We start from the raw sequence: 20930 nt of genomic DNA, 5'->3' as shown, positions 1-20930 counted from the left end.
CCAGGTTCCAAGTCCCTCCGGCGTAAACCAGTCCACGCGAAAATACTGCGTAGCCCCATTGTCCCCGACAAGCGTCGCATCGCCGAAATCTTCAAGCTCTGGGTAAGCGGCATTATTATAATTGGCTACTTTACTATGCAGCACCTTGGCATCCCGGCACCCGGCGTAATAGAGAAACTGCTCGATCTGGTGGCTGCCGATGTCGCACAGAATACCGCCGTAGTTCTCACGCTTGAAGAACCAATCCGGCCGGCTTGCCGCATTCAAGCGGTGCGGGCCCATGCCGATCACTTGAATGACACGGCCGATCGCCCCCTGCTCCACCATATGTCCGGCGTAAACAGCGCTTTCTACATGCAGCCGTTCGCTGAAATAAGTCATGTATTTACGCTTGGTCACTGCCGCCTGAATCCGCACATCCGCCAGCTGGGCTAGCGAGGTGAATGGCGTTTTGTCCGTAAAATAATCCTTCCCGTGCGCCATGACTCTAAGTCCCAGACCTGCCCGCTCCGATGGAACAGCCGCCGCTGCAACCAGCCGGACCTCTGGGTCCTCAAGAATTTCTTCAGCACTGCGTGCGGCTCTGACTCCCGGATAGACGGCGGTGAAGGCTTTGACCTTGGCCTCATCCGGATCGTAGACCCATTTCAGGACTGCACCAGCTTCCACAAGCCCGTTGCACATCCCGTAGATGTGGCCGTGATCCAACGCAATCGCTGCAAAAGTGAATTCTCCCGGCCCCACCACCGGGCGCGCTTCATGTGTAGGTGCGTACATCATCCCATTTTTCCGGTTCATGCTTATCCTCCTCAGACTATAACAGCTTCTGCAAATAGTTCAGGCTGATGGCCAGGCTCTCAAACGGATCACGGCGGCAAACATCCTGTTCCACAACATACCACTCCACACCGGTCTTACGGCAGGCTTGAATAATATCTTTATAGTTCATATTCCCTTCGCCTATCTCGGCAAACACCTGTTTTCGGCCGACAATCGCCATATCCTTCAGATGCACCACCTGCATCCTGCCCTGCACCTTGCGAACCCAATCTACCGGACTTCCCCCGCCGGCCTGAACCCAGTACAAATCCAGTTCAAAGCCGAGCGCATTCACGTCACTTTCCTCCAGCAGCACCTCGGTGCCTGTAACTCCGTCTACGCGTTCAAATTCAAAATCATGATTATGATAGATGAATTGCAAGCCATGCTCTTTTTGCAGGGTACGGGCAATTTCCGAAGCCAGCCGCGCGAAAGTGCGATAGCCCTCCTTACTGTTCTGATATTCTCCCGGAAGTGCGCCGAGGCCAATGTATTTGCAATTCCACAGCTTATGTTCAGCAGCAAGTGCCTCCAGATCATTCACCAGCCGGTCCCAGGACACATGGGTCGCACAGATCACTAGCTCTGACTCATCGGCATACTGCTTAACCAGCTGCGGATCAATCTTGCCAATGCCTGAGATCTGTACCGCTTGATAGCCGATAACTTTCAGTTTCTGAAAAGCTTCCCTTAAACCCTCCGGGGTTTGGGTAAATTCACGCAGGGTGTACATTTGTGCGGCAATCGTTGTCTGTTTCATACAGCGGAGTCACTCCTTCATAGATTTTTGAAATCCGCTCGATACGGCTAATGAGTTCCTGATACATCCAGCGTCCGGGGTCCGGAAGACTCTTTGCGGAAGGTAGAGTTTTGTACCTTTTCCATTAGCTGCTCATAGAACAAGTCCGCATCGATCGGCAGATCTACCCAGTTGTCAGTCCAAGCCGACAGATACATGGCATTGGAGAGCGTCAGACCGTGAATCCCCTCTTCCCCTGGTGCTATAAGTGACTCACCCGTGAGAATCGCATTGGTAAAGTTCCGTAAAATGCCCACATGCTGCTCACCGCTGCCTGCATCTACCGGGATTTCACATTTCCAGCATTCCGGTTGTCCGAAACCTCCAGTATAGGCGGCATTGAACTCCGGCTCCGGTGTCCGCAAGCGCCAGAAGGTCAGCTTATCGTCTTCAATGACGATTTTTCCGTTGTCTCCTGTAATCTCAAAACGGTTCGTCCCCGGTGCTTCCCCAGTCGTGGTGATGAACAGGCCGGTCGCCCCATTCTCGTACTCGACATAGGCGGTTACATCATCCTCGACTTCAATGTTACGGTACTTGCCAAAATGGCAAAAAGCCCGTACACGCTTGGGCATCATCCCGGTCGTCCACTGCCAGAGATCCAGCTGATGCGGGTCCTGGTTCAGCAGCACACCGCCGCCTTCACCGGCCCAGGTTGCCCGCCAGCCGCCGGAGTTGTAATAGCTCTGCGAACGGTACCAGTTGGTAATAATCCAGTTCGTACGGCGGATCTCGCCAAGCTCACCGGAAGCGATCAGCTCTCTCAGCTTTTGATAGAGCGGATTCGTCCGCTGGTTGTACATAATGCCGAATATGCGGTCACTCTGTGCGGCAGCATCGTTCATTTCCTGCACGGCCTTCGTATATACACCCGCCGGCTTTTCGATCAGCACATGTATACCATGCTTAAAAGCCTGAATCGCCAGCGGCGGATGATCATAATGCGGTGTTGAGATTAGGACCGCATCGATACATCCCGATTCGAACAGCTCCTCACTGCTGCTAAACCGCTGAACATGCGCAGGCAGCTGCTCAGCAGCCCACTCCAGACGATCTGGGCTAATATCACAGACGGCTGTTAATTCGGCTCCTTTTACCTCTTTCAGCAGGTTATGGGCATGGGCCCGGCCCATATTGCCAACGCCGATAATTCCAAAACGGACCTTCTTCATTATTCGGATCACTCCTGTAAATGTTTATGAAATGAGAATAACCCTAATCCCGGATGATGAACATGAGCGGAATTAAGGTTTTTTTGTATATAATTAAGATGTATTGAACAAATGAAAGCGATATAATGGTAATGCTATATAAATTCAACTTAAAGTTCTTCATTTGGGGATGGCCGTGACTACAGAGAATATTTGGACTTCCGGCCGCTGTTGTCTGCAGATTTCTTAATTTTATACCGCTATTTGCGGTGGAAATCTGCAGACAAAGGCGGACGCTACCGCTCCTCCAGTTCCAAAATTCCCCTCCGCCACTTTTCCCATTATTACAATTCTGAGTTCAATCTATATAGCTGACCTTTGGGAGGAGGAAGCAAAAAATGAATCATCCCGGTAATCTGACCGGACGGCTGCTGCAGAATCTGACGGTCAGAGTCACCCATGCCCAGCTGAGCAGCAAATATCCAGGCTGGGACCGGAACAAGGAGACGCCCTCTTTCAACCGGCTGTATTTCATCGACAGCGGAGAAGGCAAGGTAATCATTAATGGAGATACCCATTATCCGCATGCCGGGCATTTGATGATTATGCCAGCGGGGACTACCCAAACGACCATGACTTCTCCCCGTAATCCTTATATCCGCTATTATTGTCATTTCGATGCGCAGATCGGGGAATGGCCTTTGTTTCACAGTGCAGGCAAGCTTTATATCAGCGAAGTTGCTGATCCGGATGCTGTGCGGGCTATTTTTAATGAGCTGATCGCCTTATTTGAGGATGACAGCTTTCTCTCCACCTTGCGGAGACAGGCGAGTCTGCTTCAATTGCTTGCCCTCTGCCTGGAGGGCGGGGGGTATGCCAATTTCCTCGATGAACTGGCGCATACCGGCGACCAGGGTAAACTTGCTAACGTCCTGGGTTATATTGATGAACACCTAAATGTATCTATGGAGGTAGAGGAACTGGCCGAGCTTGTTCATCTTCACCCCAATTATTTCATTCCTTATTTCAAGAAATTCATGGGTATGCCCCCGATGCAGTATGTGCAGCTCAAACGGATGGAGCTTGCCAAACGCCTGCTATCGGGTTCCAACTTCAGCATCAGTGGCATTGCGGAGCAGGTAGGCATGGAATTGGCCCACTTCTCTAAGGTGTTCAAGAAAACCACGGGTGTCTCTCCGTCCGCTTACCGCAGCAGTACCAGATAACATCAGGCAGCATCAGGCAAGCCCCATAGCATGAATGAGCAGAAACCCCAGCATTGAGAGCAGCAGCGAACCGGTGAGACCGGCGTTAAACGGCTTCCGTCCCATCCTTGTGAATGTCTTGAGATCAATGCCGAGCCCGAGTCCGGCCATCGCCATTGCCAGCAGCAGATAGGCCAGTACGAGCAAATCTGCTGTAACACTCTCGGGAATCCAGCCAAGGGTATTCACTCCGCTCATCAGCAGAAAACCGCCGATAAACCAGGGTACCGGCAGCTTCGTGTGTTCACCTTTCTCACCCGCCACACTTCCAGTTCTCCTGCCACGCTGACCGGCTTGTTTGCGTTCTCTCCGGTTCTCCCAAACCCCAAACCCCAGTGCCACCGGTGCAAGCAGCGCTACCCGGGTCAGCTTAACCACGACCGCCAGATCTGCCGCCTGGTGCCCGACTGGTGCGGAAGCAGCAATGACATGGGCGACTTCATGAAGTGTTGCTCCGGCGAATATGCCGTAACCAGCTTCACTGAGTCCAAGCAGCGGATACGCTGCAACATAGATTAGTGTAAAAATCGTGCCAAGAATCGCTACTGTCGCGGCACTCACTGCAGTTTCATTGTTACTTGCTTTAATCTGCGGAGAGATAGCTGCCACAGCTGCCGCTCCACAAATTGCAGTTCCGCAGGCGGTCAGAATGCCCAGTCTCCGGTCTATTTTCATCCATCTGCTGAGCCCATAAACAACAAGTAAAGTGAAGACTATATGAATTACGGCTATAGCCAGTACTTTGGGTCCCGCTTGCAAGATGCCATGTATATCAAGTCTTAAGCCAAGCAGAATAATGCCGGCTCTGAGCAATCTTTTGCTGGAGAATTGGATACCCGCAGTCATCCTCTTCGGGGTACCAACCGCTGCACGAAACACAATCCCCAGCAGGATAGCTAACACAAGCTGGCCCATTATGCTGAGAATGGGCAGCTGTGCCATGTACTTGGCCGCAAAAGCCAGCAGCAGGGTAAGCAGCAGGCCTTCACTGAATCCCCGAAATCCGAGAAACTTCCGGTCAAGCTTGTTTATGTGCTGAAGTTTATTTATTTGCTGAAATAATTGAATTTGCATAACCGCCACTCCCTGTTTGCCGTACTCTTCTCGGTTCTTCTGATCTCACTATAAGAGAGTACATCAGGAAAGTGAAATACCGTTTTGCTATGTTAATCATTATAATTACTTATGATAAGATCGTATTATTAAGCTGTCATGAAGGTTATAGGCAGATTTCATATGAAAATTAAATTTTAAATGAGGGATTATTATGATTACAGATGTAATGAGGGTGTTCGTTACGGTGGCGGAACAGCGTCACTTCTCACGGGCGGGTGAGCTGCTGAATCTGTCCCAGCCCGGGGTAAGTCTGCATATCCGCAACCTGGAGAATGAGCTGGGCAGCAAGCTGCTGCACCGTTCTCCGAAAGAAGTCCGGCTGACGGAAGCTGGAGCCATACTCTATAAACATGCGAAACAAATCCTGGCTCATTATGAAGAAGCCGGGCGTGAGATCCAGCTGCTGCGGGATGAAGTTACCGGCAGTCTCCATCTGGGGGCCAGCTTTACGATCGGGGAGTATATTTTGCCGGGCCGGCTGGCTGAATTCGCCAAGCAGTATCCGCAGGTCAATGTTCAGGTCACCATTGGTAACACAGAGGAGGTTATTGCCGCCGTAAAAGGAAATCAATTGGATATGGGATTCATTGAAGGCGAAACCAGTGACCGTGAGCTGGATATCATTCCTTACATGAAAGATGAGATGATCATCGTTGCTGCTTCCGGTCATCCGTTAGCCGGAGCGCTCACCACCGATGATGACCTGCTGCAGAATCAGATTTGGGTACTGCGTGAACCCGGCTCCGGTACCCGTGCCTACAGCGATCATTTTCTTCTGGAAGGCAGCCTCGCAATCAAACGCGCTTATGTGTTTAACAGCAGCCAGAGCGTCAAGGAAGCTGTTGCCGCAGGTCTTGGCATCGCCCTGATGTCGCGCTGGATCGTGCGCAAGGAGCTGGCCGGGGGAGAAATAACAGAACTGCGGATCCGGCAAAAGCTGCCGGAGAGAGACTTTTTAATCATCCGCCGCAAGGAACATTCCGCCTCGATGGCTGTGCGTGTCTTGATGGAGAAGCTGCTAACAGTCCAAAAAGCCTGACCCCGCTATGGGATCAGGCTTACCTTCGGAACTATTGATGCTCGACCAAGATTCCGTCATCCAGATGTAGTACGCGGTCGCACCATTCCAGCATCCGTTCATCGTGGGTGACCATGACTGCGGCTTTGCCTTCGCTTTTGACCTCTTCTGCTATCATCCGCACGACCTCCTTGCCGCGGTGGAAATCGAGGCTCGCTGTCGGCTCGTCCGCGAATAGTATTACCGGCTTGTTCATCCAGGCTCTGGCAATCGCCACACGCTGCTTCTCTCCCCCGGACAGCTGCTCAGGATAATGATTCCGGCGTTCCCATATTTCGAGCCGTTTCAATAAGTAGGCGGCACGCACTTTGGCCTCCTTAGTCCCCAGCTTCGCCAGTTTGGCCACGTACAGCATCTGTTCCTCCACCTTCAAGTAGGGAAGCAGCTGTGCGCTTTGAAACATGAAGCCGATCTTTTGTAGCCGGAGTTCAGTCAGCTCACGTTTATCCTTATTGCTGAGCGGTTCCCCATCGATGTAAATCTCACCGCTGGTAGGGGTCAGGAGGGCTCCCGCGGCAGAGAGAAAGGTGCTTTTGCCGGATCCGGAAGGTCCCAGCACTGCGACGAACTCCCCTTCATTCACTGTAAGATCGAGGTTATGAAGAACAGACATCGTTTGGCCGCCATCCCCATAGGTTTTGGTCACCTGCTTCATCATCAACATAGCACTCATGCTCCAGCCCTCCCAATCGCCTCTAAGGCATCTACCTTCGCTACTCTAGCAACAGAAATCAGGGATCCAAGCAGTGACATCCCAATAAACAGCACGCTGGTCAGAATCATCGTCGAGCCTTCAAGCTGAAACGGCATCGTATCCGGCAGGCTCATTGTCATCCCGAAGGTCAGCAGCAGGCTAATCGCCAGACTCCCCACGGACAGAATCATCACTTGACCAACGACACTCCAGGCCAGATAAGACATCTTGGTTCCCATGGCTTTCAGGATGCCGAACTGGCTCGTCTTCTGGATCGTGATCACATAAAAGAAAACAGCCAGCACAAATGCTGCGATCACGAACAGGAACACAATCATCATCAGCAGGGAATTCTGCTCCGCGGAATAGCCGGGAATGCTGGCAATCGCCTGCTTTTGCGTAATGGTTTCGACATGATCTAATTTACCGGTGATTTCAGCAGCCTGAGCGGAAGAAGCCTTCAGTGCGATTACATTGTAAGGAGCAGCCTGCTCCCCGGCACCATCCTGTACAGCTCCACCCTTCATAGTCTGCCAATCCGCTTGTGTAATATAGACGACAGGCGTGTGACTGTATGAGCTATCGTTCACAAAACCGGCCACTTTCCAGCCCATCCCGGAAGCCTGATCACGGATCGTGCTGCCAATAGTCACACCGGACTGCTCCAGCTTAGAATCTACGATCGCACTTCCTTGTGAATCATTTGCAATGGGATCGCCCTGCACCACTATAGGAGCAAGCATCCCTGTCATATCCACTGCAAAGATGGTGATATCCGCTTTAACATCAGCATCATCTGCCGTTATCGTGGTTGTCTGTACTGCAAGTGTGGTGGCGTTAGCTGCGCCGACAACAGACTGTGCTGCTGCAAGCTCTTTATCACTTAACTGGGAACGTCTAAATGCATGATCGGCATCGGCTTGAACAACGAAATAGTTCGCCGGCATATTCTCTACTGCGGAAATATTGGCATACGCCAGTCCGCGGGCCAATCCGGTTACGAACAGTACCAGAAAAGAAACCAGTAGCATGATCACCATTATGAGACTGTACCTTGCCTTGGAGTGCCTCATCTCCCTCAATGCCAAAAACATATTACCACTCCCTCATCTCTGTATGGATACAGTGTAGAGGGCGAAAATGAACGGAGTATGAATAAACAATTACAAACACGGCAGCGTAACCGTAAAGGTCGTGCCCTCACCCGCCGTACTGAAGACTTCAATCGTACCATTATGTGCCTGTACAATCTTTTGGGCAATCGAAAGGCCAAGGCCGCTGCTGTTGCTGTCACGGGTACGTGCGCGGTCGACTTTATAGAATCGGTCAAAAATCATCGGCAGCTCTTCTGCGGAAATGCCTTCTCCGGTGTCTGCAACCTTGACCGTGCAGATTCCATTCGCAGCTGCTGCTGACAGAGTAATCGTGCCGCCTGGCGGGGTATATTTGACCGCATTGGATACGAGATTCATCCACACCTGATAGAGCAGATTCGAATCGGCATGCAGTGAAATATCCTCCACATGCAGCCGTACAGCCAATTCCTTCTCTGTCAGCCGCCATTCCATAATTTGCACCACCTGGCGCAGCTGTGCCCGCAAGTCCACCTTTTGCTTATTAAGCGCATTCTCATCATAATCCAGTGTTGACAACGTCAGCAGCTGCTTGCTGAGCATCGACAGCCTGCGGCTCTCCTGATCGATAATCGAGAGATATTCCAGCCGCTGGCCCTCCGGCAGTTCATGATCCTTAAGGGCGTGGGCGAAGCCCTGAATGGAGGTCAGCGGTGATTCGATCTCATGGGAGACATTGGCGACAAACTCCTGCCGTGCCCGGTTGATCCGCTCCAGCTCCCGGCTCATAATCATAAAGTGAGAGGCCAGCTGTCCGATTTCATCCCGGCGCCTCGTGTTCAGCCGGATATCATATCTGCCGCTCGATATGCGCTGCGTAGCCGCAGTAAGCCGGGTGATCGGTTTGACCACATGCAACACGGCAACCACAACAAACCATAAGCTGAACAAGACACTGACACCAAGCAGCACAGCAAAAAAGATCCGCAGCTCACCGAACTGCACCTCAGCATCAGGACGCATAAACAGGGCGTACGTATGTCCGCCCATCTGCACCGGAACCCCAATCGTATTGCTTAGCTGGTTATCAAAAAAACCGGTAATAAACGCCTTGCTCGGAAATTCCGCTACCCCATGATAAATACTACCGGCTAATACCTGCTGCAGCTTCTCCTCCGGCAGATCATTTTTACGGAAAGGCAGACCGTAGAAGCGTTCATCACCTTGACCGTCAGACAGATACAGCTTATAGCCGAGTGAGGCTGTGCTCAGCAGATATTCCCCCGCTCCATCGGGATGATCCTGGATGAACCCCTGGAGGCCGATAGCCATTTTCGTCAGCTTGGCATCATTTTGCGGCTTGATTTTGGCCTGATAATACAGATTGGATACAAGAAAGCCGAGAAAGCTGCTCATGACGATCATGGAGCAAAACAACAGGCACATCCTAACATACATGGATTTCATGCGTTCACCATTTCCACTTTATAGCCGATTCCGCGCACGGTCCGGATGATAAAATTATTCTGATAATCGGCGAACCGTTGACGAAGCCGCTTAATGTGCACATCCACCGTCCGCTCATCCCCTTCATAATCAGCTCCCCAGACCAGCTCAATCAGTTCGCTGCGCGAAAACAGGCGTCCCGGATACTGTGCCAGCTGAGCCAGCAGCTCGAACTCTTTGACCGGCAGCAGTAATACATCATTTCCGTCGCTGATCTCATAATTTTTACGGTCAATGACGAGTGAGTTGAGGCGGATTTTGTCATCCGAAGCTACAGAGTATCGGCGGAACAGCGCTTTGATCCGGAACAACAGCTCTTCAGGCTCAAACGGTTTGGTTACATAATCATCCGTTCCGCTCAGATAGCCCTGCTCCTTGTCACTGAGCTGCTGACGCGCAGTTAAGAGAATAACCGGAATGTCGTAGGTTTCCCTGATGTATTGGCACAGCTCCAGACCGTCCATCTGGGGCATCATTACATCCACAACCGCCAGATCCACCGTGCTCTCCTTCATCAGTCCAACGGCTTCCTGCCCGTCCCCTGCTTCTACCGTAAGATAGCCCTCTCTCGTGAGTACATGCCGGAGCAGCGTACGGATATGGACATCATCATCGGCGACCAGTATCTTCTTCATCAGTATCACTCCCATAATCCAAATATTGCTGTCCTCTATCGTAGCAACATTGCTTCCGGATGACAACTGAGTGTAAAGATACTGGTGAGAAAAGGCTGCGGGTCATTTGCATAAGCGATTCCCTCCTATATAGATTTAGTTAAGCCATTAACTAAATGGATGAAAATACTCCTGATCACCTATAGAGCTGCTTCTTTCAAGAGCGGTTCAGCTTGTGCAGCAGAGACATTAATTGATGAAGCTCCTGTTCGTCCAGCCTGTTCATCCGCTCTGCTACTGCCTGCCGGTTGTGCGGCAGATGCTCCAGCAGCAGAGATTGCCCTCGCCCGGTAATCGAAATCACCGTCTTGCGGCCGTCTTCGGCGTGGCCTGCTCTTGCGATATAACCTTCCTTCTCCAGCGGGGAGAGCAGCAGGCTTATATTAGCTTTGGTTACGCCGATTTTCTCTGCCAGCATCGAGGGCAGCATACTGCCGCCATGTTTGGCGATCTCCACCAATATCCGGATTCTTGCTCCATTCAGTCCATGAATCAGCCAATATCTTTCTGACACAGCTACAGCATTCGCCGTAACCTCCACCAGGGTAAAAAAAGCTTCGGTAGGCAGCGGCTGCTCCAGCACAAGCTTCTGTAAATCCTTCATCATTCCGGTTCAGCTCCAATTAGTTAATACCTTAACTATTTCAATGACCCGCTTCTTCACCCGTTGTCAAAGATTATTTATCTAAGTAACTGCTGATGCCGAATACCAGTTTAAATGTGCTCCGGCCTTTCCGGATTCTTTTAAAGCCCGATCTGACGTCAAATACCCAGACCATTTTGCCTACCCAACATCTTATGTATATGGAATGCAGTTTTTCTCGATATATTTCAGAAATTCCCACTCCTTAAACAGGGTCAACCCCCCGCTCTCAACAATGGAGTACAGGGGGTTGCACAGGGACTATATTCCCGTTCAGATCAATACCGTCTTGGCTGACAGCGGTTCTTCACTGTAGCTTTTGCTGCCTTCCAGCAGCACCTCCAGCTTGATCAGCTCGGAGCGGCTGGCCAGACGGATTGGAGGCCCCCAGGTTCCGTACCCGGAGGAGACGACCACATGCAATTTATCCTTAAGCAGATAACCCCAGTCCAGTTCAAATAGCCGTTTTGTAATCCAGTGATTCGGTGCAATCTGCCCGCGGTGGGTGTGACCTGACAACAGAACATCAACTCCGGCTTTGGCGGCGATATCGAATCCTGTCGGCTGATGGTCCATCATAATAACCGGACGGGAATGATCAAGACCTTCCAGAAGTAGAGGTACACTTAATCTGCCGCCTTCCATGGACTCCGCTGTTTTGTCTTTACGGCCTACAATATATACACCCGCGGTTTCCACCACTTCATCCTGCAGCACGCGGATGCCATTGCTAGCCATAAGTTCCGTATATTCGCCAATAGAACCTCCGTAATACTCATGGTTGCCAAGAACGGCGAACACGCCATGACGGGCCTTGAGCTGCTTCAGATGTTCAATCATTCCGTTGCGGATAAACGGCTCTATACTGTCATCCAGCACATCTCCGGCCAAAAGAATGATATCCGGCTTCATCCGGTTGATTTCAGCCACCATTTTGCGCAGATGACGGTTGCCGACGATATTGCCCAAATGCAGATCCGACGCAACAGCAACAGTTAGCGGGCTGCTGGTCCCGATGGATTTATCAATCCGGATAGGATGCGTACGCACGATCGTGCTCCAGGCATTCCGCGAACCCCACAGCAGGAACACCGCGAGCAGCAGCAGAAGCGTGGTCCCTGCCTCAGCAGTGAACGCGGATCGTTCGAAGCCCGTCAGACCCAGCATCCAATAGAGCAGATCGGTCAGCGGCAGCATAATAACAGCGAACTCCATACACGCCAAATAGTAAGAGCCAACCACCTTAAACATTCTGGCGACCGGTTTCACGGCCTTCGGCCACGGCACCATACCGATCATATAAGCAAACGCAATGACCATGAAAACCGTCCAGTATACACCTGCTGAAATACCCGGCAGAAGGTTCTCCAGCAGAACCCAGAGATGATAGCCAATGTAAAAATTAACAAGTCCCAGTACCAGCAGCATAACAGTCCCTGAAATGAGCATACGCAGGTTTTTCATCATCCCACTCCTTTACCCTAAAGCTCTTCTATACGTTCTACCTCAAATCATAGCACAAAATATTTGCGAGGTATAAATTCTGCCTGTGCTTTCAATCAACAGTGTTCTTTCCACACCGGAAATTACCGCAAAAAAAAGAAGATACTCTTCAGCATCTTCGTTTCGCTTTGTGTAGTTATACTGCTTTATTCTTGCTGGCGATGCAATCCCCGATCAGTTGATCGCATTTGCTGATGTGGCTCAGGAGCCAGTCTGTCAGCGTACGGTTCAGCTTAATCGTCGACAATACGGATACACCCTTGGTCTTGACACTCTCTTCGAGTTCCAGAACGGTCTGTACAAATTCAGCATGAGTCTTCTGGTGCTCGGCAAGTTCAGGAAAGTCGATATCTGCCATCAGCTGCTCTTCGCTGCCAAAATGCTCGATCGTATATTCCTTAAGGAACCTCAGTGTTTCTTCGATCTTCTCTTTGCCCTTCTGGTTGGTGCATGCATCAAAAAATTCATTCAGCTTCACAAGCAGCTGTCTGTGCTGGCAGTCGATCTTTTCTACACCGATGTCATAGGATTCCTTCCAATCGATCATAACTCACCTTGCCCTTTTCCAAAAATTTATGTAGAAATACACATACTTTATTTTCCACATTTCTGAATCAAAGTTCTGTTAACAACATCACACGACAATATTCTGCAAATAACTGCAATACCTTCATCTGTAATAACGCAAAAAAACGCGAGATCATCTCGCGCGCATTAAGTTCATCTTGCTGTTTGTCTGTAATTGATCAATACTCAGGATATCGGCATTCTGCCAACCAATTATTCTTATGATAGGAGCATTAGGATATGTTTCGTAAAAATCCTTCAAAAACCTCAGTATTTGTTCCAAAATCATCAGGCCTTGGCTGGACCTTGAACCACCGGCATCCACTAGGCTGGATCGTCCTGGGAGCTTTATTTATATTGGCGGTGTACAAAATATTTATTAATTAATCTATCATTCAGCGCAAAGATGCTTAGTGCGTTATAGCAGCTTCCGGCGGAAGGCGCTGATTACCTCCTGGTGCGGTGACTGATCCAGCACAGCAAACACATTGGTGTCAAAAAGTTTCTGATAGCCTTCTACCAGCAACACCTGACGGAAGTAACCGGCTACCTCCATCGGATCATTGCGGAATACACCACAGTCGTAAGCTCCCAGCACAACGGCAGAATGTCCATTCACTGCAGCAACTGCCAGGATATAGCGGATCCGTTCCAGCATCACTTCGGCAATCCGCGGTACCTCATGGAGTTCCCGCTCCTTAACCACTCCCGCATTCACAGCAGGTGCAGTAATCATCGAAACCGCAAAGGGTTTGGCGAGCAAGACGTCCTGCCTGTCTCTGAACACAGGAACGCCCGGCGAATGAATCATGTAAAGCGAATACAGGCAGGTTTTCCGGCCGCGGTTATAGTCATACATTTCTTTCATTTGTGAGATGCAGGGATAGAGAGCAGAAGCTCTGGCTAAGCTCTCCTCCTGGGCCTGGCTTCCGCCAAGGAAGCCGCCGCCGGGATTCTTGGCGGAATGATGCCGGTTACGATCCGTCAATCAGATCATCCCGCAATTTTGTCAGAACCTCACCAAGCCAGTTTGTACCGCGCCAAGTGCTTCTGCTGCGGATGGCCGGATCATCCTCGGTTAATCCGACACCCCAGATCCGGTCTGTTGGACTTGCTTCCACAAGCGTTGTGCCTCTAGTATCTAATAGCAACTGAAGCAGCTCCTGGTACTGAATAAACTTTTCTTTATTTCCTTCATAGACGATGGTTTTGCAGTGGCGTTCCCATTCGGTTTGCTCGAAGCCCCGTACACGCTTGCCGAGCTCCTTCTGCTCTCTCGGTGTCCGGGCCAGCAGTATCTTCCGGCTTATCTCCTCGTCCCCGAACAATAGTGCCTTACCGTACATCATATACTGCTCAGCACAGTTAAAGCCGATCTCATCGACCGTAAAACCGCACGGATACCACTGTGAAAACGGTGAATGGCTCCGGTAAAAATACGTGAATCTCTCCATTACTCTACTCCCCTCTACTCCCTTTTACTCCCTTAACGATTATTCCCGGTTCATATTGTACCGGTACAGCTTGGATGGCCGGTGTCCGGCATCCTTCGTGTACTCCTCAGTCTCCGTTACACGATCGGCAATCTTCCGGCGGAACGCCGCTGCCAGCAGCTCTTTGCCGAGAATGATCTCATAGACCCGCTGGAGCTCAGATAAGGTAAACAGCGGAGGCATCAGGTTAAAAATTATGTCCGTATACTCCACTTTTCCCCGTAGCCGTTCGATTGCGTATTGAACCATCAGCAGGTGATCAAAGGCTAAGCCTTCGCTTTCGTGAATCTGGCTATGCGTTTTACGGACATGCCCGTGAACCGTCTCCACATGCTTGACTACCCCTGAAAGGGTTGTTCGCTCGTTCTGCAAGGTAATACGGATCAGCTTCACCAGTTCAAAGCCCTGCTCCAGCTCCCTGCGGCTGCTCTCGATGAGCTGATGTGATACCTCGAACCAGGCTGCATCCGCTGCATCATCCCCAGCCTGAACATGGAGTGTAGTGCGGTCAACTAAGGCCATATACGAGCAGCTGATGACACGCATCCGCGGATCACGCTCCACTTCTCCCCAGGTATACAGCTGCTCCATGTAGATGTTATCTATATTCGTCTCTGTGAACAGTTCTCTGCGTGCAGCCTCCTCAATGCTCTCATTGACCGACACGAATCCTCCGGGCAGCGCCCATTGCCCCAGGTAGGGATGCTGTCCCCGCTGAATCAGCAAAAGCTGCAGCGATTTATCAGACAGCTTGCGGTAGTTATCCTGTTCCCGTTCCATTACAGTAAAAATCAGCATGTCCACGGTCACGGACGGACGCTCATACTCACCGGCATTATAGGTCTGGAGAAACTGCTCTTCGGTTAATCCCTGAGCATCGGTTAAGGGTCGTTTATTCATCTTGCTGCTCCTTTCAAGGTCATTTTTATGTTTATGTTTAATTATTATCTTTTTGTTAATATCATATTGTTATTATATACTGAAAGTTAATATAACTGTCAAGCAAGAATTGGATGATAGTGGATTTCTGTTCAAAAGCATACACAAAAAAAGCCTGATTGCTCAGGCTTGCTTCTGTATCAGAACCGGCTTCACACCGGCTCTATATGTACCAGCACATCGGCTACCTGATGGCGGCCCTTCAGCTGATCCTCAATTTCTTCCGTGATATCATGGCTCTGCACGACATTCAGTCTGGAATCCACCAGCACTGTTGTATCAACCAGCACATTGTTGCCATGAACTCTCGCTTTAATATCTTTGATCGATTCTACGCCTTCAATTTCAGCTACCGTCTGCTTCATCAGCTCCAGCTCACCGGCATCGAAGCCGTCGGTCAGATCATGCGTGGCTTTGCTGAAGATTTGAATGGCTGTCTTACAGATCAGCAGCCCGACAATCACTGCCGTTACCGGGTCCAGCCAAGGCAGGCCGAACTGTGAACCGATAATTCCTATGAATGCACCCATGCTAACCATGGCATCCGAGCGGTTATCCTGGGCTACTGCCTGCATAGCATTACTGTGTAGCGCACGGGCCAGCCTGATGTTATACAGATATACGGCGATCATCACCGCTGCACAGCCCGCGGCAGTCCAGGCGGCAATCAGATCTGGCGTTTCCAGCGCCGGCTGAATAAACTTGTCCACACCCTGGTAAAGAACTTGAATCCCTACAGCAATCATGATAAAAGAAGCAATCAGTGCGGCCACTGTCTCCGCTCTGAAATGCCCGTAGCTGTGATTGGAATCAGGGGGTCTTCTGGATATCTTAAGTCCGATTAGAATAGCTATAGAAGCAATAATATCAGTACTATTATTAAGACCATCGGCTAACAGTGCCTGGGATCCCGAGACATTCCCGATGAACAGTTTGATTGCTGATAATAGGATATATGCAATCAGACTGAGCCAGGCCCCTTTTTCACTTTGTTTGATGTCGCTGTAGTTTTCCAAAAAAAAGAACCTCCAAAGAATAGTATTGTTCTATACTACACGCTGACAAACGGGTGGGTCTAGAGAAACAGTGTTGCCGGATGCCGTAATAGTTAACCCTGCCAAATAGAGTTGGCGGGCCGGAAGTGTTTTGCCGGACGCAACATTGTTTGCCTCTGAACAACATTTGATGTTAAGGATTCCAGCAGACTCGCGCATTCCAGTAAAATTATGTAACTTTTTTCGATAATAGGAGTCTATAAAGTGTGATGATATACAGTAGCGCCTATTTATTTTCTACAAGGAGAGATGTCCGATGTTACATTTACGAATCCGCAAAATAGTTTCCGCTGTTGCCGCAGCCGCTATTTTGCTGCCGCTTGCCGGGAGCTGGCTTGTACCCAATGCTTCTGCTGAACCGGCTGAGGTAAGTACAGGAAATCCCTACTATACAAAAGTTTCCGCACCGGTCATCAAACCGCTGTGGAGCTTTCCAACGGCTACAGTAAAGGATCCGCAAGCAAAGCAAGCCGTTACCGCACTGGCTGAGAATGGAACCGTATTTGCGCTCCAGAAAAACTACAGGCTAACCGCACTCAAAGCGGCCACAGGCAAAAAATTATGGGAATACGGCAATGGGCTGGCCCCTCTTTTCACTTACAGCAGCGGGAATATTTATGGACTCACGCAAAAAGGCGCACTCTATGCCGTCAATCAGAACGGTAAGAAGCTGTGGTCAGCGGATCTCGCACTGCCCAATGCTTCCAGCATTCAGCGGATTGGCGAAACCGTGTACGTAACACAGGGAATCTATCTTGCAGCAGTCGATGCAGCGAGCGGCAAGCTAAAATGGAAGGTTAATGAGAATTCCAGTTACTATGGCACCGATTCGCTTGCTGACTCAGATGGCGTGGTATTGCGCACATATATTGGAGAAAGTGTCATCTCCCTCTCCTCGCTTGTGGCTTACGATGCCCAAACCGGTAAGAAGCTGTGGGAACAGTACCGTCATTACATGCCTCTGGCTATCAAGGACGGACTTCTGTACTCCGAGAAGAATTTGGCGATGCTGGATGAAGATCCGGTCAACCGCAAAATCCATATCTCAGTGATCAGCTTAAAAACCGGTCAAATCAAAGGTGAGCGGCTGTACCGCTGGACCGTAAAGGCAGATCCGGATATCGGATTCCGGTCAGGAGGTGCCTACGGCTCCTCTTTCCTGGATGGTAACAATCTTTATGTATTCCGAGGGGAGACGTTCGCTCGTTATGACTTCTGGAACTATACGGCGGACGGGAAACCTGAGCAGGTGTGGCAGCAGTCTATTCTCGAAAGTGAATACCCGCTGGGAAAAGTGCTGCAACAGCGGATGTTATACTTCAACTATAGCGATCAGACGTTTGCTGCACTCAAATTAGCCAATGGACAGGTAATGCGCCTCTCACCAGGAGAAAATCCCACGGTTCAGTTCGATATCTTCAGCTCGACCATATACACTGGGCAGTCTGACGGCCTGCTCCATGCCTATGACCTGGTCAGCTACAAGCCTTTGTTCACAGTAAATGCCGGTTCGCGTGATTTTGCGTCCACCCTGAAGACCGGAAATATACTAATTGTTCGTAATAGCGGTAAACTGCTGGGGATCAAACTGCCGGCGTCCATTCAATAACAGCACTCCTGTTCAAAAGAAAAGACACGAAGCGTATCCTCGCAGGATAAACTCCGTGTCTATCTATTCCAAGTCACTGAACAATGCTTAGCCAGCAGGCGGTTATTCAGCAGGAGGTGTGAATGAACGGGCGGCAAACTCCGCATCCAGCATATAGAAAGCGTTGCTGTCCGTCTCAATGCGTTTCAGCTTGGCAATAATATTGCTGAACAGCGCCTCTTCTTCTACCTGCTCATCAATAAACCATTTGAGGAAATAGATTGTTGCATGCTCGCGTTCATCCAGTGCCAGATCCGCCAGATGATAGAACTTCTTGGTATTCTGCTGCTCATGGGCAAAAGCATGCTCAAACGCATCCAGCATGGAAGTATAGTTATTATTCGGCTCAGGCAATGCAGCAAGCGTGACGCGGTAATCGCGGTCATTTAGGAACTTGTAAATCTTCATCGCGTGAAAACGTTCCTCTTCGGCCTGCACCAGGAAAAAGTTGGCAAACCCGTCTAAGCTTTCACCGGAACAATAAGCGGCCATTGCCAGGTATACATGGGCAGAATAAAACTCAAAATTCATCTGTTCATTAAGTGTTTTCATTAATTCTTCCTTCATTAGCACGTCACCTCATCCTTATAATTTGTAAATAAGTTCAACCATATGTAATACCTTCTGATCCTTATCATCTTATCATCAGTGCCAGTGAATCCGCAAACGAAAGGACGACCGAATTTTGATGAACCGACATTGCTTTCCCTGCTTCACACCCAGCTCATTCTATCGAAAATCTATGGTTATCACCGCCCTTGTTACGGTACTCCTGATTGCAGGCTGCAGCGAAGATAATAATACAGCTGTTGTTCAGCCTTCTCCTGAGGTGACAGCAATGCCGGGAGCAAGCACAGCGCCGGACAAGACAGCAGGCATACAGCCAGCGCCAAACACCCCGGTTTCACCGTCAGCTGATCACACAGCATCTCCGGATACCGGCATTAATGATAATCCGCTCGCTAGGCAGGTCGCCGGAATGACGCTGGAAGCCAAAATCGGCCAGATGCTGCTGGTCGGGATTGACGGCACGAAGCTGGATGAGAGCGCCAAGAGTATGATCTCCGAGGATGAGGTTGGCGGGATCATCCTTTACAAAGACAACATTCAAAACTTGAAGAGTATTGTTACTCTCATCAATGAGCTCAAGATGAGCAACAGCGGAAATGCCGTTCCCCTGTTCATGAGTGTCGACCAGGAAGGCGGCAAGGTCAGCCGGATGCCTGCAGAATATACCGCTATTCCCTCTAACGCAAAGGTCGGAATAAGCGGCAATGCTGATTCCGCCGGTATGATGGGCAGGCTGCTGGCCAGAGAAGTACTGTCAGTGGGCTTCAACATGGACTTCGCCCCTGTACTCGATATTAACAGTAATCCCGATAACCCGGTCATCGGTGAGCGCTCTTTCGGCAGTAATGCTAATATCGTTACCCGTCTGGGCATTGCCGAAATGAAGGGGATGTCCGAAGAAGGTGCCATTCCGGTCATCAAGCATTTCCCCGGCCACGGTGATACCTCCGTTGATTCCCACCTGGAGCTGCCGGTAGTGAACAAAACTGCCGACCAGCTGGCTAAGCTCGAATGGCTGCCGTTCCAGGCAGCCATTCAGGAGAATGCGGATGCGGTGATGGTCGCCCATATCCTGTATCCCAAGCTTGACCCTGAGAAGCCGGCATCCCTGTCTAAAACGATTATCGGCAGTCTGCTCCGCGATCAAATGGGGTTTGACGGAGTTGTCATTACCGATGATCTGACCATGGGAGCCATTACCGAGCATTACACTCTGCCGGCTGCAGCGATTGACACGGTACTTGCGGGCAGTGACGTATTACTCGTAGCCCACGAATATGCCAATGAGCAGATGGTACGGAAAGCGCTACTAAATGGTGTCAAGAAAGGCACGATACCCGAGTCTCGGATCGACGAGAGTGTCTACCGGATCCTTGCATTGAAGGAAAAGTATCATCTTAGCGACAAGCCTATGTCTGTGCCTAATTTGACGGCACTCAACAACGACATAAAGGAATGGCTTCAAACGATAAAGAAGTAAAAAAACAGGAGTTCCGGATAAGTTTCCCAGAACTCCTGTTTTTTATTGAAGAACTACCGTATCGCCTGGCTTAAGCCCGGAAAGAACTTCAGTTTTCTCCGTTGTCTCCAGTCCGATTTTTATTTCCTGACGCTCATATTGTCCGTTTCCTTTATCCAGCATAACAAAGGTCTGTTCCCCTTCATGCATAACTGCCATGCTGGAGACTACGACCGCATTTTCTTTGCGCACAGTCTCTATATCCCCGCTAAGGCTTAAGCCCCCTATCAGATGCTCGTCCGGTTGAAGGGAGATGACGACCTCAAATTGCGGTATCTGTCCGGCTGTGTTTTGCCCGGTGGTAGTGGTAGCGAACTTCGAGACCTCGGTCACTTCCCCGTTCAGCGTCAGTTCCTTCATCGCAGTCATCTTGACCTTCACCTTCATCCCCTGCTTAATCCGGAAAATATCCTGCTCCCCGACAGAGGCAATGAACTCAAGCTTGTTCAGATCAACGATTTTGCCGATGTACTGATTGTCCGTAACGGTCTGCGGCCGTTCGCTGCTGCTGTCATACAGGAAGATGCCAGTAGCCGGGGCATGATATACAGCTGTTCTCAGTCTAGCCTTCTTATCAGCCAGCTCCTGTTCCTGAATTTGTGTATTGACCTGATTCAGCTCATTATTCAGCCGCGCTGCCTCTTCTGCAGCAAGAGCCTTCAGACGTTCGGGCTCGGTACCGATGGGAACAGCACTTTCGTCCTCCTGTTGGCTGACAAAAGCATTAAGCTCTGACTCCAGCTCCGCTTTGCGGATGGCTGCTTCTGCCGCCGCGATCTCATTCTTCAGCGATGACTGGTCCAGCGTGAACAGCACAT

Annotated in this window: 22 protein-coding genes and 1 pseudogene; 5 read left to right on the top strand and 18 right to left on the bottom strand. The window is 50.2% G+C overall.

Features of this window, described 5'->3' with window-relative positions; genetic code table 11:
* The 3 genes from AQR02_RS10280 to AQR02_RS10270 all read right to left on the bottom strand — a co-directional run.
* Positions 1-798: Gfo/Idh/MocA family protein (locus tag AQR02_RS10280; RefSeq protein WP_245237282.1), on the bottom strand; the 798-nt coding region annotated here is incomplete at its 3' end.
* A 16-nt stretch (positions 799-814) separates the two neighbouring features.
* The gene (locus AQR02_RS10275) at positions 815-1579 is read right to left on the bottom strand and encodes a sugar phosphate isomerase/epimerase family protein (protein ID WP_054940483.1); all 765 of its coding nucleotides are present in this window, start codon (positions 1577-1579) and stop codon (positions 815-817) included.
* 47 nt (positions 1580-1626) lie between these two features.
* Positions 1627-2790 (bottom strand): Gfo/Idh/MocA family protein, encoded by a 1164-nt coding sequence (locus AQR02_RS10270; RefSeq protein ID WP_054940482.1) that lies wholly within the window; start codon positions 2788-2790, stop codon positions 1627-1629.
* Between the two features lie 377 nt (positions 2791-3167).
* On the opposite strand from AQR02_RS10270, the gene AQR02_RS10265 reads away from it, so the two are divergent.
* Positions 3168-3995: a helix-turn-helix domain-containing protein gene (locus tag AQR02_RS10265; RefSeq protein WP_054940481.1), complete on the top strand. Its 828-nt coding sequence runs from the start codon at positions 3168-3170 to the stop codon at positions 3993-3995.
* A 12-nt stretch (positions 3996-4007) separates the two neighbouring features.
* Here AQR02_RS10265 and AQR02_RS10260 read toward each other — a convergent pair whose 3' ends face one another.
* Complete coding sequence (locus AQR02_RS10260) at positions 4008-5108, bottom strand: YeiH family protein (RefSeq protein ID WP_054940480.1); 1101 nt, start codon at positions 5106-5108, stop codon at positions 4008-4010.
* 193 nt (positions 5109-5301) lie between these two features.
* Between AQR02_RS10260 and AQR02_RS10255 the strand changes: the two genes are divergently transcribed.
* Positions 5302-6189 carry a LysR family transcriptional regulator gene (locus tag AQR02_RS10255; protein WP_054940479.1) on the top strand — a complete coding sequence of 296 codons (888 nt, stop codon included), beginning with the start codon at positions 5302-5304 and terminating at the stop codon, positions 6187-6189.
* Between the two features lie 31 nt (positions 6190-6220).
* Here the strand turns inward: AQR02_RS10255 and AQR02_RS10250 are convergent, their stop codons facing one another.
* The 8 genes from AQR02_RS10250 to AQR02_RS10220 form a co-directional block, all read right to left on the bottom strand.
* Positions 6221-6901, bottom strand: a complete 681-nt coding sequence (locus AQR02_RS10250) for an ABC transporter ATP-binding protein (RefSeq protein ID WP_054940478.1) — start codon at positions 6899-6901, stop codon at positions 6221-6223.
* Complete coding sequence (locus tag AQR02_RS10245; RefSeq protein WP_245237281.1) at positions 6898-7962, bottom strand: ABC transporter permease; 1065 nt, start codon at positions 7960-7962, stop codon at positions 6898-6900. Before AQR02_RS10245 ends, AQR02_RS10250 begins: the two co-directional genes overlap by 4 nt.
* A gap of 123 nt (positions 7963-8085) precedes the next feature.
* Positions 8086-9411 carry a sensor histidine kinase gene (locus AQR02_RS10240; protein WP_342447448.1) on the bottom strand — a complete coding sequence of 442 codons (1326 nt, stop codon included), beginning with the start codon at positions 9409-9411 and terminating at the stop codon, positions 8086-8088.
* 47 nt (positions 9412-9458) lie between these two features.
* Positions 9459-10136: a response regulator transcription factor gene (locus AQR02_RS10235; RefSeq protein WP_054940475.1), complete on the bottom strand. Its 678-nt coding sequence runs from the start codon at positions 10134-10136 to the stop codon at positions 9459-9461.
* A 196-nt stretch (positions 10137-10332) separates the two neighbouring features.
* Complete coding sequence (locus AQR02_RS10230; protein ID WP_054940474.1) at positions 10333-10782, bottom strand: MarR family winged helix-turn-helix transcriptional regulator; 450 nt, start codon at positions 10780-10782, stop codon at positions 10333-10335.
* A gap of 70 nt (positions 10783-10852) precedes the next feature.
* Positions 10853-11020 (bottom strand): DUF3977 family protein, encoded by a 168-nt coding sequence (locus tag AQR02_RS35515; RefSeq protein ID WP_425339971.1) that lies wholly within the window; start codon positions 11018-11020, stop codon positions 10853-10855.
* Between the two features lie 71 nt (positions 11021-11091).
* Positions 11092-12282, bottom strand: coding sequence for a metallophosphoesterase (locus tag AQR02_RS10225; RefSeq protein WP_054940473.1), 1191 nt, complete (start codon positions 12280-12282; stop codon positions 11092-11094).
* Positions 12283-12457: 175 nt separating this feature from the next.
* Positions 12458-12868, bottom strand: a complete 411-nt coding sequence (locus AQR02_RS10220) for a bacteriohemerythrin (RefSeq protein ID WP_054940472.1) — start codon at positions 12866-12868, stop codon at positions 12458-12460.
* Positions 12869-13128: 260 nt separating this feature from the next.
* Between AQR02_RS10220 and AQR02_RS35510 the strand changes: the two genes are divergently transcribed.
* Positions 13129-13275 carry a DUF5808 domain-containing protein gene (locus tag AQR02_RS35510; protein ID WP_222861269.1) on the top strand — a complete coding sequence of 49 codons (147 nt, stop codon included), beginning with the start codon at positions 13129-13131 and terminating at the stop codon, positions 13273-13275.
* A gap of 31 nt (positions 13276-13306) precedes the next feature.
* Here AQR02_RS35510 and AQR02_RS10210 read toward each other — a convergent pair.
* The 4 genes and pseudogenes from AQR02_RS10210 to AQR02_RS10195 form a co-directional block, all read right to left on the bottom strand.
* Positions 13307-13852: pseudogene (locus AQR02_RS10210) on the bottom strand (TIGR02452 family protein); the annotation flags it as partial.
* A gap of 10 nt (positions 13853-13862) precedes the next feature.
* Positions 13863-14342, bottom strand: coding sequence for a riboflavin biosynthesis intermediates N-glycosidase (locus AQR02_RS10205; protein ID WP_054940469.1), 480 nt, complete (start codon positions 14340-14342; stop codon positions 13863-13865).
* A gap of 39 nt (positions 14343-14381) precedes the next feature.
* Positions 14382-15281 (bottom strand): NrtR DNA-binding winged helix domain-containing protein, encoded by a 900-nt coding sequence (locus AQR02_RS10200; protein WP_054940468.1) that lies wholly within the window; start codon positions 15279-15281, stop codon positions 14382-14384.
* A gap of 191 nt (positions 15282-15472) precedes the next feature.
* Positions 15473-16336 carry a cation diffusion facilitator family transporter gene (locus AQR02_RS10195; protein WP_054940467.1) on the bottom strand — a complete coding sequence of 288 codons (864 nt, stop codon included), beginning with the start codon at positions 16334-16336 and terminating at the stop codon, positions 15473-15475.
* A 295-nt stretch (positions 16337-16631) separates the two neighbouring features.
* Between AQR02_RS10195 and AQR02_RS10190 the strand changes: the two genes are divergently transcribed.
* Positions 16632-17984, top strand: coding sequence for an outer membrane protein assembly factor BamB (locus tag AQR02_RS10190; protein ID WP_054940466.1), 1353 nt, complete (start codon positions 16632-16634; stop codon positions 17982-17984).
* A 102-nt stretch (positions 17985-18086) separates the two neighbouring features.
* Here AQR02_RS10190 and AQR02_RS10185 read toward each other — a convergent pair whose 3' ends face one another.
* Positions 18087-18590: a ferritin gene (locus AQR02_RS10185; protein ID WP_054940465.1), complete on the bottom strand. Its 504-nt coding sequence runs from the start codon at positions 18588-18590 to the stop codon at positions 18087-18089.
* Positions 18591-18765: 175 nt separating this feature from the next.
* On the opposite strand from AQR02_RS10185, the gene nagZ reads away from it, so the two are divergent.
* Positions 18766-20073, top strand: a complete 1308-nt coding sequence (nagZ, locus tag AQR02_RS10180; RefSeq protein ID WP_082451774.1) for a beta-N-acetylhexosaminidase — start codon at positions 18766-18768, stop codon at positions 20071-20073.
* A gap of 42 nt (positions 20074-20115) precedes the next feature.
* Here nagZ and AQR02_RS10175 read toward each other — a convergent pair.
* Positions 20116-20930: efflux RND transporter periplasmic adaptor subunit (locus AQR02_RS10175; RefSeq protein WP_245237280.1), on the bottom strand; the 815-nt coding region annotated here is incomplete at its 5' end.

It is taken from the genome of Paenibacillus ihuae, from assembly GCF_001368795.1.
GTDB classification, from domain to species: domain Bacteria; phylum Bacillota; class Bacilli; order Paenibacillales; family Paenibacillaceae; genus Paenibacillus_AQ; species Paenibacillus_AQ ihuae.
The sequence above is the reverse complement of the archived record's forward strand: the minus strand, read 5'-3'. Positions and strand labels throughout refer to the sequence as shown.

Bases quoted from the DNA above. Each gene is read 5' to 3' on its own strand.
- AQR02_RS10275 (WP_054940483.1), bottom strand. From the start codon at position 1,579: ATGAAACAGACAACGATTGCCGCACAAATGTACACCCTGCGTGAATTT.
- AQR02_RS10270 (WP_054940482.1), bottom strand. From the start codon at position 2,790: ATGAAGAAGGTCCGTTTTGGAATTATCGGCGTTGGCAATATGGGCCGG.
- AQR02_RS10265 (WP_054940481.1), top strand. From the start codon at position 3,168: ATGAATCATCCCGGTAATCTGACCGGACGGCTGCTGCAGAATCTGACG.
- AQR02_RS10260 (WP_054940480.1), bottom strand. From the start codon at position 5,108: ATGCAAATTCAATTATTTCAGCAAATAAATAAACTTCAGCACATAAAC.
- AQR02_RS10255 (WP_054940479.1), top strand. From the start codon at position 5,302: ATGATTACAGATGTAATGAGGGTGTTCGTTACGGTGGCGGAACAGCGT.
- AQR02_RS10250 (WP_054940478.1), bottom strand. From the start codon at position 6,901: ATGAGTGCTATGTTGATGATGAAGCAGGTGACCAAAACCTATGGGGAT.
- AQR02_RS10245 (WP_245237281.1), bottom strand. From the start codon at position 7,962: ATGGTGATCATGCTACTGGTTTCTTTTCTGGTACTGTTCGTAACCGGA.
- AQR02_RS10240 (WP_342447448.1), bottom strand. From the start codon at position 9,411: ATGAGCAGCTTTCTCGGCTTTCTTGTATCCAATCTGTATTATCAGGCC.
- AQR02_RS10235 (WP_054940475.1), bottom strand. From the start codon at position 10,136: ATGAAGAAGATACTGGTCGCCGATGATGATGTCCATATCCGTACGCTG.
- AQR02_RS10230 (WP_054940474.1), bottom strand. From the start codon at position 10,782: ATGATGAAGGATTTACAGAAGCTTGTGCTGGAGCAGCCGCTGCCTACC.
- AQR02_RS10225 (WP_054940473.1), bottom strand. From the start codon at position 12,282: ATGAAAAACCTGCGTATGCTCATTTCAGGGACTGTTATGCTGCTGGTA.
- AQR02_RS10220 (WP_054940472.1), bottom strand. From the start codon at position 12,868: ATGATCGATTGGAAGGAATCCTATGACATCGGTGTAGAAAAGATCGAC.
- AQR02_RS35510 (WP_222861269.1), top strand. From the start codon at position 13,129: ATGTTTCGTAAAAATCCTTCAAAAACCTCAGTATTTGTTCCAAAATCA.
- AQR02_RS10205 (WP_054940469.1), bottom strand. From the start codon at position 14,342: ATGGAGAGATTCACGTATTTTTACCGGAGCCATTCACCGTTTTCACAG.
- AQR02_RS10200 (WP_054940468.1), bottom strand. From the start codon at position 15,281: ATGAATAAACGACCCTTAACCGATGCTCAGGGATTAACCGAAGAGCAG.
- AQR02_RS10190 (WP_054940466.1), top strand. From the start codon at position 16,632: ATGTTACATTTACGAATCCGCAAAATAGTTTCCGCTGTTGCCGCAGCC.
- AQR02_RS10185 (WP_054940465.1), bottom strand. From the start codon at position 18,590: ATGAAGGAAGAATTAATGAAAACACTTAATGAACAGATGAATTTTGAG.
- nagZ (WP_082451774.1), top strand. From the start codon at position 18,766: ATGGTTATCACCGCCCTTGTTACGGTACTCCTGATTGCAGGCTGCAGC.